The sequence below is a fragment of the Streptomyces malaysiensis subsp. samsunensis genome (assembly GCF_024519315.1).
GTDB classification, from domain to species: domain Bacteria; phylum Actinomycetota; class Actinomycetes; order Streptomycetales; family Streptomycetaceae; genus Streptomyces; species Streptomyces malaysiensis.
Window position 1 is genome coordinate 74,804 of the sequence record NZ_JANIIC010000053.1, and the last position, 12,342, is coordinate 87,145.

Sequence of the window (12,342 nt, forward strand, 5' to 3'; positions counted from 1 at the left end):
GCCCGCCACCTCTGGCGAACGGCGAAGGCGAGCATCTGACCTTCGTCGGGGTTGACATCCCGCGCCGCGCCCGCGCCCGCGCCACGTCCCCGCCCCGCGCACCCGCACCCGCACCCGCACCCGCACCCACTCAAGATAGGCAGGCTCCCTGCTATATTTTGTCAGGCAGCCTGCACAAAATGCCGACCGCCGCACCTCCCGTGGCGGCCCCCACAACAGCGGAAGCGGGAAGGCAGGAGCAGCGTCTTGGGAAGCACCGCAAACGCCACCTCCGCACAGCGGGACCGGGCTCCGGCCGGAAAGCCCTTCGGGCCGACGTTCGTGACCCCGCTGTACATGGGCGCCATACTCAACCCGGTCAACAGCTCCGTGATCGCGCCCGCCCTGGTGGCGATCGCCGCCGCGATGCACACATCCGTCGGCAGCACCGCGATCCTGATCTCGAGCCTGTATCTGACCAGCGCGATAGCGCAGCCCGCGGCCGGACGGCTCGCGGAGGAGTTCGGGCCCCGACGGGTGTTCTTCACCGGGATCCTCCTCGTCCTCGTAGGAGGCGTCCTCGGCGCGTTCGCCCGTGATATGCCGACCCTGGTCACGGCCCGTGTTCTCATCGGGGCTGGCACCTCCACCGGATACCCGTCCGCGATGCTGCTGATCCGCCGCCGGGCCCAGGCCACCGGCCTCCAGGAGCCGCCCGGAAGTGTTCTGGGCGGCCTCGCGATCGCGGGAGCCGCCACCGTCGCCATCGGTCCCGCCATCGGCGGATTGCTCATCGGATGGCTCGGCTGGCAGACGGCCTTCTGGATCAACGTCCCCGTCGCGGTCACCGCCTTCGCCATGGCGGCGGCCTGGATCCCCAAGGACACCGACCGGGTGCGCGACCGCTCCCCGCGTGCTCTGGTCTCCCGTGTCGACCTGCTCGGCATCGTGGCATTCGGCGGGGCGCTCACCGCGCTGCTGGTCTTCCTGTCCTCGCTGCCGAACCCCGACTGGACGGCGCTGGTCATATCCGCCGTGATCGCCACCGGCCTCGTGGCTTGGGAGCTGCGCGCCGCCAACCCCTTCCTGAACGTCCGGCTGCTCGCCTCGAACCTGGCCCTCACCAGCACCTATCTACGCAACGGCCTCACTTTGCTCGGCACGTATGTGATCCTCTACGGGCTCACCCAGTGGCTGGAAGCCTCCCGCGGTCTGTCCGCCTACCAGGCGGGCCTGACCCTGATCCCCATGGGCGTCCTGTCGGCGGTCTCCGCCCGTGTCGTATCGCGGCGCACCCGCGTCCGGGCGCCGCTGATCGTCTCGGCGCTGCTCCTGCTCGTGGGGGCCGCCGCCACCCTGTTCCTGGACAGCGGCACACCCCTGATCGTGGTGGTCGCGATCACGGCGGTCTTCGGCCTCACCTCCGGGGCCGGCAACGTGGCGAACCAGACGGTCCTCTACAGGGAAGCGCCCCCCGAAAGTGTCGGCACCGCCTCGGGATTGCTGCGCACCTTCGGCTACATCGGCTCCATCGCCTCGGCGGCCATCACCGGCACCGCCTTCCACAGCCATGTCGATGACACCGGCCTCCAGCACATCTCCTGGGCCCTGGTCGGTATCGCCGCCCTCGTACTCGTCATGACGGTCTGCGACCGCAGCCTGGCGAAGGCCGACCGACGACCGGCTCACTGACACCCCGACCAATCCCGACCCCCACCCCGAGGTCCATCGCGTCCTGGCCGAAAAGGTCCTCCCGCACCAGGCGTATGTCATCGACACCGACGAACCGTGGGTGCCGGGCACGACGGCCTGCGACCGTCCCGTCAGATGTCGATGTCCGCGATGCGGTTCATGATGGCCGCGGCCTTCAGCAGGGTCTCGCGCTCGTCCGCCCGCAGCTGAGCCTCGATCGCCCCGCCGAGCCAGGCCACTCGCGCGGCCGGGATGGTTTCGATCAGTGCCCGCCCCTCCGAAGTGGCGTGGATGAGCGTCTTACGGCCGTCGCTGGGGTCCTTGGTGGTGCTGACCAGACCCGCGGTGCGAAGGGCCACGAGCGTCTCGGCCATCGACTGGCGGCGCACATGCTCGGCCTGCGCCAACTCGCTTGCCGTGGCGGGGCCCTCCTTGACGATCCGGCTCAGCGTGGTCAGCTGCGACCAGGCCCACTGCCTGTCGTCCGGCGCCGACTCGGTGCGCAACCGCGCCCGCAGCCGGGTCATCGCCGTCATCAACTGGGCGGCGGCCTCGGCTGCGGGCCGCGGGTCACTCGTCATCCGCCCACCCTACCCGGTACGCAGGCTGCCTGCCGTTACGCGTCCGGGAGGGGTGGCACTTGGCCGCTGCCTCAGTCCTGGCGGTGGACCTCGATGAGGAGCGCCTGGCCGGGGTTGAGGGTGGGCATGGGCAGACCGGCGGTGGCCAGGACGGCGCCGGGCAGGGTGAGCCAGCCCTCCACCGCGGCCGTCAGCCACGGCGGCGGTGCGGCCTGGTGGAAGGAGGGCAGGCCGAGGTCGGTGCGGACGCGGAGCCGGTAGCGGGCGTCCGGGCGCAGCCCGGGAAGAGGAGTGCGGCCGGACTGGCCTTCGGCGGAGGTGGACACCCGCGCCCAGCAGTACAGCGCCCGTGAGCCATCGTGGGCCACGACCCCGTGCAGCAGCCGGGCCTCGTCCTCGAGGTCGGCCCGGAGAGTGCGGCCGGTGTGGAGCAGCGGGCGCAGTTCGCGGTAGAGGGCGCTCCAGGCGGTCAGCCTGGCCAGTTCCTCCTCCGAGCACTCGGTGAGGTCCTGCTCGATGCCCGCGTGTCCGAACAGGGCGGTGGCCGTGCGGAAGGTGTCGGAGGTGACGCGTCCTGTGGTGTGGTTGCGCGCGGCGCCCACATGGCTGCCGACGAGTTCGGGCGGGAGGAGCTGAACGGTCCAGCTCTGGATCGCCTGCCGTTCCACGGGGTCGTTGCAGTCCGAGGCCCACACCCGGTCGGTGCGCAGCAGTACGCCCAGGTCGACGCGGCCGCCGCCACTCGCACAGCTCTCGATCTCCAGCCCGGGGTGGCGCTGTTTGACCGCGTCCAGCAGCCGGTACAGCGCCTCGACCTGAGCGTGGGCCGCGGGCCGGTCACTCGGAGCGTGCACGGCTTCGTGGAGTTCGCGGTTGTGGTCCCACTTGAGGTAGGCGAGGTCGTAGCTTCCGACGAGCGCGTCCAGGGATTTGAGCAGATAGGCGAAGACATCGGGGCGGGAGAGGTCCAGGACGTACTGATGGCGTGCGGTCGGGCCGAGGCCGGCGGCGGGGCCCAGGATCCAGTCGGGGTGGGTACGGGCCAGTTGGGAGTCGGGGTTGACCATCTCCGGCTCGACCCAGAGCCCGAAGTCCATGCCCAGCGCCCGGACGTGGTCGGCGAGCGGGCCGAGGCCATCGGGCCAGACGGCCGGGTCCACGAGCCAGTCGCCGAGCCCGGCGGTGTCGGCGCGGCGGCCGCTGAACCAGCCGTCGTCGAGTACGAAACGCTCGACCCCCACCGCGGCGGCCCGGTCGGCCAGGGCCAGCAGCCGGCCGAGGTCATGGTCGAAGTACACCGCCTCCCAGCTGTTGAGGACGAGGGGGCGGGGGCCGCGCGGGTGCTGGGGCCGCGCGCGAAGGTGGCCGTGGAAGCGGTCGGCGATGCCGTCCAGGCCATCGGCCGACCATGCGAAGTGGCAGCGCGGGGTGCGGTATGTGTCACCGGGCGCCAGGCGGATCTCGCCCGCCCGCAGCAGCTCACCGCCGCCGAGGGCGGAGGCGTGCACCCCCGCTCCCTCCGGGAGTTGCTCGACGAGATAGCGCTGATCGCCGCTCCACGCCACATGCGTGGCCCACACCTCGCCGGTGCGGTATCCGAATCCCGGTACGCCCACCGCCAGCAGATAGGGGGAGTCGGCCCCGGGTTTACCGCGTCGCACATCGCGGGAGTGGACGCCGTGGCTCAGCGGGCGACGCTGGGGCGAGCGCTCCCGGCTCCACTTTCCGGTGAAGTCCAGGATCTCGGTGGCCCGCCGCGGCAGGGGCAGCAGCGTCAGGGCCCCGGCCAGGTCGTATGGCGTCGGATCGGCGCTCTCCCCGCGGGAGATGACGGCGTCGGCGGTGAGTATCCCCTGGGCGTCCAGGGTGTAGGTGAGCGTGATGTCCAGCCCGGACGCCGGTTCGGCCAGCCGCACCCGCAGTTCGCCACCGCCGGCGGGGTCCGCCCGGTGGGTGGCCTCCGTCATGGCCGGGCGCGGCGCGGTGGCGGTGCCGCCCAGGTGGCCGTGGTGGGCCGGGGTGCCGGACCAGCCGTCCGCCTCGGTGGGCCAGAGGGTGAAACGGCGCGGGACGTCCAGGGAGTTGTTGAGTGTCGCGGCTTCGGCGGTCAGGCTCAGTGCCGTCAGGTCCACGGGGCTCAGTTCGCCCAGGTCGGCTCCCCAGTGCAGGACCCTGGGGACGGGTTCGGTGAGTTCCACGGCGAAGCAGGTGCCGGCCGCGCGCAGGCTGACGATCCGCGCGGGGGTTGCGGGCATACGGCCTCATTTCGGGGAGGGCGGCTGGACGCGCCGGTACGGACCGCGCCCAGGGGCCTGGCGTAAACGGTCCTCCCCCATGGCGGCCGCGAGAAATCCCCGCGAGCCAGGACATGAAGGCCCCGGCCCCGCGGCCGCCTCCGCGGGGCCCTTGCTCAGCGGTGGCTCCGAGCGGGGGACGTGGGCCGGTCCAGGACCGCTTTCGACTCGTCGACCAGTTCCGTCAGGCGCGCCACCTCGGTGTCGGTCAGTCGTCCGGCGACCTCGAAGGCTGCGACATTGGACCGGAGGTGATCGGTGCTGCTCGTGCCCGGGATGACGACCATGGCGGGCGAGCGGCGCAGCAGCCAGGCCAGTGCGATCCGGGCCGGTGTGGCACCCAGGCGCTCTGCCGGGCCGGTCAGCTCGTGGTAGTCGCTCAGCCGTCCGGCGGCCAGCGGGAAGTAGGGGATGAAGAGGATGCCCTGGGCCTCGCAGTCGGCGAGGACCTGGACACCACTGCGGTCAAGCAGGTTGAAACGGTTCTGTACCGCCGCGATGGGAGTCATCCGCCGGGCGCGGGCCAGCATCCGCGGGGACGCGCCCGACAGGCCGATGCGGCGGATCAGCCCCTGGTCGCGCAGCTCGATGAGGGCGCCGAGCGACTCCTCCAGCGGGACGTCCTGGTGCGCGCCGGGGGTGTCGCCGACGAGCCGGAGGTAGGTCAGCTCGCTCGCTTTCGTCCCCATGTCGGCCAGGGCCTCGTGGACCTGCCGCCGGACCGTCTCGGGGCGACCGTCGACGATCCAGGACTTGTCCGGGCCACGGGCGGCGCCGACCTTGTTGCCCACGATCACGCCGTCGGGGATCGGCCCCAGCGCCTGCCCGATCAACTGGTTCACCGTTCGCGGGCCATAGGCGTTCGCGGTGTCGAAGAAGGTCACGCCCAGTTCCAGGGCCAAGCGCAGCACCCGCCGCGCCGACTCCCGGTCGTCCGGGAATCCCCAGACCTGCGGGCCCGCGAGCTGCATGGCGCCGTATCCCACACGATTCATCGGCTTCTCCTGCCGTATCACTGCAACGCCATAAGGCGTATCACTGCCCGAATCAGTGATACGCCTTATGGCGTAGCATTGCAACCGTGGATGACGTGAAGACCCGTACCCGCCGCCAGGTCCTTGAAGTGGCGGCCGAACTCCTGGAACGGGAGGGCGCCCAGGCGCTCTCCACCCGCACCGTCGCGGCAGCGGCGGGCATCCGGGCGGCTTCCCTGTACCAGCTCTTCGGCGACAAGGACGGCCTCCTCTCGGCGCTGGCCATCCACGCCTTCGACCTCTACTTGGCCGAGAAGCACACCCTGGCGCCGAGCGGCGACCCGGTCGACGACATGCGCCGCGGATGGGACATGCACGTCGACTTCGGCCTGAAGCACCCCGCGTTCTATCTGCTGATGTACGGCACCGACCGCCCCGGCCGCCGCCCGCCCGCCGCGCGGGCGGCCCGGGAACTCCTCATGACGTTCCTGGACCGCGCCGCCGCCGACGGCCGCCTACGGGTGCCGCCCGCCCTCGCCGCCCACCTCACCCTGGCGGCGGTCACCGGGGTCACGCTCTCCCTGATCGGCGCCCCCGAGAGCGACCGCGACCCGGAGGTCTCAACACGTATGCGGGAAGCCCTCATCGACACCCTGACCACCGATGCCGGCCCAGCCCCGGACGCCACCCTCGCCACTCGCGCCCTCGCACTCGATGCCACCCTCAGCGGCGCGGATCCGGCCACGGTCCCGCTCCGCCCCGTCGAAACGGCGCTCCTGCGCGACTGGCTCCGGCAACTCGCCCACTAGGGTCTGTCCGGCGATTGCTCTCGCGGCGAGCCGGGATGAGCGTTTCAGTCTCCCTGTGACCACGCGGCTGACGGGAGTGACAGGTAAATGCCGAAGTCGCGGAGCCCAGTTACGGTCCTGATGTCCTCGTGAAGCCTGTCCACGCGTTCCTGGCGGTTGGCGGCCCTGCTCTCGAACCACTTGGACTTCACCTCGATCACCACGTCCAAGCCGCCGCGGTCCAAGGGACCCAGCCCCCGGAAGCGGATCTCCACATCCCCCGGCCGCAAGGCCCCGTCATACGGTTCCTCGGGACACTCCACTGCCTTGGACACCAAGTGCGGCAGCACCGAACCCAGTTCGCGGAGCTGCGATTCGGCGACACCCGGAGCGTAGGTCACTTCCACAAGCGGCATCGGGCCACTGTAGGACGTCCAGGTTCCATCCGGCGGATCACGAGGCCCTCAGCAGAGGCGGTCGGGGCGAGCACGGCGCCTGTTTGGCTCGTCCGGGCCTCCAGAGCTCGGACGCCTCGCGCCTGGAGACGGTCCTGCTCGATCTGGTCGCGGCATTGTTCGCCTTTCCCCAACAAGCGGTTCTACGACGTCGTCCACGAATTGGAAGAGTCGCGTCGGCATGAGGCGGAGCTGGCCGTGGTGCGTGAGCGTATGCGGTTCGCCAGCGACCTGCACGACATCCAGGGGCACACCCTGCACGTGGTGAAGCTCAAGGTCGCCCTTGCACGGAAGCTGGTGCACCGCGACCCCGGCCGGGCGGAGCAAGAGCTGCGCGAGATCTACTCGCTCGTCAGCGACACCATCACCCAGACCAAGGAGCTCGTCTACGCACAGCGTCGACTCAACCTCCCCGCCGAGCTGGAGAATGCGAAGAACCTGTTCGAGGCCGCCGGCATCAAGGTACATATCCGCCGCGTCGCGTGCACGGACAGTCGCGCGGGCGAGCTGCTCGGCCAGGTCCTGCGCGAGACAACGACCAACATCCTGCGGCACGCCCAGGCTCGGGAAGTCCGGATCACGTTGTCCGAGTCAGGCATCAGCATCGTCAACGACGGCGTACCGGACAAGGCCGCTCTCAGAACTCAGCGGTCTCGCCGTTCTCGAACAACGCGTGGTCGACAACGGGGGAAAGCTCACGGTGGACCAGGAGAACGGGCATTTCCTGACCGCCGCCGACTTCCCGGCACCTGGTCCCGAGGCACAGGAGGCCCGATGACCACCATCGTACTCGCCGACGACGAGGCGAGCGATGATCGAAGCCGCCACTCCGCGCCATGTGGAGGCGGTGCGTGAGCTCTTCCTTGACAACGTCACGCCGTCGGAGCTGCGGTTGCTGGCTCGGATCTCCGAGCGCGTGGTGGAGAAGCTGGACGAGGAACCATCCTGACCGCAGTGGCCGCAGAGGGTACTCGACTCGTCAACCGAGTCTCCGCTGCGGCTACGCCGAAGGCCAGCGGTGTGGCGGGCCAACCGCCTCTACTCGTCGTGAAGCGGCGGTACCGGATGCTTGCTCATGACCGACACGCGATTGAACGCGTTGATGGTGACCGCCACCCAGATCGCGGCCGAGATCTGGTCCTCGGAGAGAACCTGCCGGGCGGCCTCGTAGGCGGATGCCTGGAGCGCGGCGTTCACCGGATCGGTTGTGGCCTCGGCCAGCGCCAAGGCGGCGCGCTCCGAGGGAGTGAACAGGCCGGTGTCCCGCCATGCGCTCAGGATTCCGAGTCTCTGCGGTGATTCACCGGCACGCAGGGCCGCTCTGGTGTGCACGTCGAGGCAGTAGGCGCAGCCGTTGAGTTGCGACACGCGGAGGTTGATCAGTTCCACGGTGGTGCGGTCGAGCCCGGCCTCGGAGGCTGTCGCTCGGACCGCCTCCGAGACCTGCACCAGGGCATGGAATGCCTTGGGGCTCTGTTTGTCGATGAAGATCCTGCGGGGTGGGGAGCTGTGGGTGCGGTCGCTCACGTCGGGGGCTCCTTCGGGCCACGCTCACAGTGGCCTGTGTTCGTACGGGTGCTGTGGCCATCGGCCTGTCTCCGTGACATCGTAGTTGATGCGACAACCAGATTGTGCGGGAGGTGCTCTCGGTGAGCGACGAGTCCCCTACCCACCGGTGACGATCCGGACGGCCTCACCACCGTCGCGCACATAGTCGACGCAGTCGGCTTCGACCCCGTCATGGCCGGCCCCCTGGCGAAGGGGATACGCCCGCACCGAGTGCCTGTGCGGCACGTCCGGCTCGCCAGAGAAGCACCATCGCCCCGCTCTACCCTGACGTGAGGGGCAGGCCCGCTCGCCAGATCCCGGGGTCGTGAAACCGGACCTCGGCGAGGACGGCGATCACCTCAGGGGCGGGGAACATTTCGCAGGTTGGCGCGGGCCAGGTCGAGCATCTTGCCGACGCCCCCGTCGAGCACTGTCCGGCCGGCGGCGAAAGCGAATCCCTTGACCTGGGCGGCCGAGATGTGCGGCGGGATCGACAGCGCGTTGGGGTCGGTCACCAGGTCGACCAGGAACGGTCCGTCGTGGGCGAGCGCCCGCTTGAGTCCCTCGACGACATCCCCGGGGCGCTCGATGCGGATCGCCTCGATGCCCGCGCCGCGGGCGATCGCCGCGTAGTCCACCGGCTCGTGGTCGGTCTCGTGCTCGGGCAGCCCCTCGACCAGCATCTCCAACTTCACCATGCCCAGGGAGGAGTTGTTGAAGACGATCGTCTTCACCGGCAGATCGTGCAGCTTCACTGTGAGCAACTCGCCCATCAGCATGCCCAGTCCACCGTCACCCGACATCGATATCACCTGGCGGCCGGCGTAAGCGAACTGTGCGCCGATGGCATGCGGCAGCGCGTTGGCCATCGTGCCGTGCAGGAACGAACCGATCACCCGGCGCCGCCCGTTGGGGGTCAGATAACGCGCCGCCCACACGTTGGACATACCGGTGTCCACGGTGAACACAGCGTCGTCGGCCGCGAGTTCGTCCAGAACCGAGGCCGCGTACTCAGGGTGGATCGGGATGTGCCGCTCGACGTCGTGGGTGTAGGCGGAGACCACCGTCTCCAGCGACTTGGCATGCTTGTGCAGCATCCGGTCCAGATAGGTACGGCCCCGCTTCGCCTCGACCAACGGCAGCACGGCCCGCAGCGTCTCCCGGACGTCGCCGTGGACCCCGAGTTCCAGCACAGTACGACGGCCGAGGCGGCCCGCGTCGTGGTCGATCTGCACGGTCCGTGCCTGCGGCAGGAAGTCGTTGTACGGGAAGTCGGTGCCGAGCAAGACGACCAGGTCGGCCTCGTGCATTGCGTCGAAGCAGGCGCCATAGCCCAGTAGACCGCTCATGCCCACGTCGTACGGGTTGTCGAACTGGATCCACTCCTTGCCCCGCAGGGTGTGCCCGATGGGGGCGGCAGCCTTCTCGGCGAGCGCCATGACCTCGGCGTGCGCGTCCCGCACTCCCGCACCGCAGAACAGCATCACCTTCCGTGCCGCGTTCACCTTCTCGGCCAGCGCCCGAACCTGCGTGTCCGGCGCGACGACCCGGCCGCGCTCAGTGACCAGGTCGCTGCTTCCCGTCGGGTGAGTCGCCGCGTCGTGCGCGACATCGCCCGGTATCACCAGGACTGACACCGCGCTGTTGCCAAGAGCCCGCTGCATGGCGATCCGCAGAACCCGGGGCATCTGCCCGGGGGTGCTGATCATCTCGCAGTAGTCGCTGCACTCTGTGAACAGCCTCTCCGGGTGGGTCTCTTGGAAGAAGCCGGTGCCGATCTGGTGGGACGGGATGTGCGAGGCGAGTGCCAGCACGGGCGCACCGGAGCGGTGCGCGTCGTACAGCCCCTGGATCAGATGCGTGTTTCCGGGGCCACAGCTTCCGGCACACACCGCGAGCTTGCCGGTCAGCTGTGCCTCCGCTGCCGCAGCGAAGGCGGCGGCCTCCTCGTTCCGTGCATGCACCCACTCGATGCCGTCGGTACGGCGCACCGCGTCGACCACCGAGTTCAGGCTGTCACCCACCACGCCATAGATCCGCTCCACGCCCGCCTGGCGCAGGATGTCCACCATCTGCTGGGCCACGGTCAGATTCCGCATCGCCGGACTTCTCCCCTCGGGCTGCACACCCGCCCCATGTCTCATGTGACTCTCGACAGCCTCGATATAGTTGATACGTCTACCATAAGGGCATGGGCGCCAGGGCTCGCCACCCCGAGGATGCCGGGCGGCTGGTCAAGCTGTCTGCCGGCTCGCCGAACGCGGCCTCGGCGCGGACGAGATCGACCCGGTCCGCGGCGGCAACTATCTGCACACGGGGCGGTAGGCACTTCATCGGCTGCCGCCCCTACGCGCGGGTTACGGGACCGGTGAACGGTCAGAGCCCGGTCCGGGCGGCCGCAGACGTCAGCGAGTACGGCCGCGGGGCTTGAGCGGGGTCACCGGCAAGGCGGGCGCGGGCAGCGGCGAGCCGTCGTAGCCGTTCACCGTTCCGAAGCGGTCACCGGACGTCCACGCCTCGCGTCCCTGGGCGATCTCCTCCTGAGTTCGTCCGATGAGGTTCCACCACATAATGATCTTCTCCTCGAACGGCTCTCCGCCAAGCAGCAGCAGCCCAGAGTCGCTCAGGGCGCGCAGCGGCAGCTCGGAACGTCCGGAGCCCAGATAGAGCATGGAGCCGGGGTCGAGAGGCACCCCGTCGACCTCGGTGGCCCCGGACATCGTCAGCACGGCGTACTCGAAGTCCGGCTCCACGGGCAGCCGTACGTTTGCGCCTTCGGCGAGTGCGAGGTCGGCGCTGACGAGAGGTGTGTACGTCGCGCCCGGCGAGACCGCGCCGTCCAGTCCGCCCAGGACGACGGTGACCTTCAGGCCCGGGGCCGTGACGACGGGCAGGTCGGCGTGGTGCTCGAAGGCGGGCGTGGTGTGCCGGTAAGCCTCGGGCAACGCGACCCACAGCTGGGCGCCGTGGAGCAGGCGGGGGTGCGACACGGCGCTCTGCTCGGCGTGCGCGATGCCCCGTCCCGACGTCATCAGGCCAAGCTGGCGAGGGCGCAGGGTCTGCACGCTGCCAACGCTGTCCCGGTGCAGAACCTCGCCCTCGTGCAGCCAGCTCACCGTTTGCAGGCCCATGTGCGGGTGCGGTGGCACCTGCATGCCTGGCTCGTCGGCGATGTCATCGGGGCCGTAGTGGTCGACGAAGCACCAGGCGCCCACCATCCGCCGCCCCAGATTCGGCAGCAGTCTACGGACGACCGTGGCGCCCAAGCTCGCCTCGCGCGGGTTCAGCAGTTCCCTGACGGGCCGCCCGGACACGTCGGCCCGGCCCCCGCACTCACGGAGACCGGGCTGGAGGTCGAGGTCACTCATGACGACTGCATCCTTTCTGTGGCGGCGGGCTGCGGTAAGGGTTGTGCCGCGCCGAGCGTTCGGGCGCGGGCAGGATGGGCGTTTCACCGTGTGCCACCCGCGTTACAGGGGTCCGGTCGGCGATCTCCAACAGGGCCATTGCTTGCGCTGGGCATCGGATGTCTCGATCTGCTCCGTCTCCGGCACGGCCCGCCTCACAGCCCGAACCGCGCCCGCTGCCCCTGCGGCACCAGGTCGGTGTACTCCGGGTGCCTGCCGATCCAGCCACGGATGAAGGGGCAGAAGGGAAGCACTCCGAGCCCTTGCTCCCTGGCCGCATCGAGGGCCGCACGGGCGAGTACGCCGCCGAGACCTCGGCCCTCGAACCGCGGGTCGATCTCCGTATGAATGAAGGCGATCTCGTCCCGGTACCGGTGATACTCGGCAAAGCCGGCGAGCTCGTCGTCGTCGAAGACCTCGAAACGCGATCGTCCGGGGTTGTCCGCCACGCGAGGTTCCATCGCTCCTCCTCGGGATGGTCGCTGCGTCGTAGTTCCTCCGCACGAGGAGGAGACTTCCGCGGCAAGCCAACCACCGACTTGGTTGACTAGTCAACTGATGCCCATCCTCGACAACCAACGCCGAGAGCCGGGAGACACCGTCATCACGGGGAAGCCGACGGGC

The 12,342-nt window shown here is 69.8% G+C and carries 11 protein-coding genes; 3 read left to right on the top strand and 8 right to left on the bottom strand.

The features are described from left to right. The first annotated feature begins 246 nt into the window (after positions 1 to 246). Positions 247 to 1,671 carry an MFS transporter gene (locus tag NQU54_RS35415; RefSeq protein WP_257634597.1) on the top strand — a complete coding sequence of 475 codons (1,425 nt, stop codon included), beginning with the start codon at positions 247 to 249 and terminating at the stop codon, positions 1,669 to 1,671. A 131-nt stretch (positions 1,672 to 1,802) separates the two neighbouring features. On the opposite strand, the gene NQU54_RS35420 is transcribed toward NQU54_RS35415, so the two are convergent. The 3 genes from NQU54_RS35420 to NQU54_RS35430 form a co-directional block, all read right to left on the bottom strand. After that, positions 1,803 to 2,252, bottom strand: a complete 450-nt coding sequence (locus NQU54_RS35420; RefSeq protein ID WP_069867363.1) for a MarR family winged helix-turn-helix transcriptional regulator — start codon at positions 2,250 to 2,252, stop codon at positions 1,803 to 1,805. 71 nt (positions 2,253 to 2,323) lie between these two features. Beyond that, positions 2,324 to 4,507: an alpha-galactosidase gene (locus NQU54_RS35425; RefSeq protein ID WP_257634598.1), complete on the bottom strand. Its 2,184-nt coding sequence runs from the start codon at positions 4,505 to 4,507 to the stop codon at positions 2,324 to 2,326. A gap of 155 nt (positions 4,508 to 4,662) precedes the next feature. After that, complete coding sequence (locus NQU54_RS35430) at positions 4,663 to 5,541, bottom strand: aldo/keto reductase (protein WP_257634599.1); 879 nt, start codon at positions 5,539 to 5,541, stop codon at positions 4,663 to 4,665. An 86-nt stretch (positions 5,542 to 5,627) separates the two neighbouring features. On the opposite strand from NQU54_RS35430, the gene NQU54_RS35435 reads away from it, so the two are divergent. Beyond that, complete coding sequence (locus NQU54_RS35435; RefSeq protein WP_257634600.1) at positions 5,628 to 6,329, top strand: TetR/AcrR family transcriptional regulator; 702 nt, start codon at positions 5,628 to 5,630, stop codon at positions 6,327 to 6,329. Positions 6,330 to 6,373: 44 nt separating this feature from the next. On the opposite strand, the gene NQU54_RS35440 is transcribed toward NQU54_RS35435, so the two are convergent. Continuing rightward, positions 6,374 to 6,724: a hypothetical protein gene (locus NQU54_RS35440; protein WP_257634601.1), complete on the bottom strand. Its 351-nt coding sequence runs from the start codon at positions 6,722 to 6,724 to the stop codon at positions 6,374 to 6,376. A 237-nt stretch (positions 6,725 to 6,961) separates the two neighbouring features. Here NQU54_RS35440 and NQU54_RS35445 point away from each other — a divergent pair, with 237 nt between their 5' ends. Beyond that, positions 6,962 to 7,618, top strand: a complete 657-nt coding sequence (locus NQU54_RS35445; RefSeq protein WP_257634602.1) for a sensor histidine kinase — start codon at positions 6,962 to 6,964, stop codon at positions 7,616 to 7,618. A gap of 183 nt (positions 7,619 to 7,801) precedes the next feature. Here the strand turns inward: NQU54_RS35445 and NQU54_RS35450 are convergent, their stop codons facing one another. From NQU54_RS35450 to NQU54_RS35465, 4 genes are all read right to left on the bottom strand, one after another. Further along, positions 7,802 to 8,290, bottom strand: a complete 489-nt coding sequence (locus NQU54_RS35450) for a carboxymuconolactone decarboxylase family protein (protein ID WP_257634603.1) — start codon at positions 8,288 to 8,290, stop codon at positions 7,802 to 7,804. Positions 8,291 to 8,670: 380 nt separating this feature from the next. Beyond that, complete coding sequence (locus tag NQU54_RS35455) at positions 8,671 to 10,410, bottom strand: pyruvate dehydrogenase (RefSeq protein WP_257634604.1); 1,740 nt, start codon at positions 10,408 to 10,410, stop codon at positions 8,671 to 8,673. A 306-nt stretch (positions 10,411 to 10,716) separates the two neighbouring features. Further along, positions 10,717 to 11,679: a pirin family protein gene (locus NQU54_RS35460; RefSeq protein WP_257634605.1), complete on the bottom strand. Its 963-nt coding sequence runs from the start codon at positions 11,677 to 11,679 to the stop codon at positions 10,717 to 10,719. A gap of 194 nt (positions 11,680 to 11,873) precedes the next feature. Then, entirely contained in the window at positions 11,874 to 12,179 is a 306-nt protein-coding gene (locus NQU54_RS35465; protein ID WP_167505094.1) for a GNAT family N-acetyltransferase, read from the bottom strand. Positions 12,180 to 12,342: the final 163 nt, after the last annotated feature.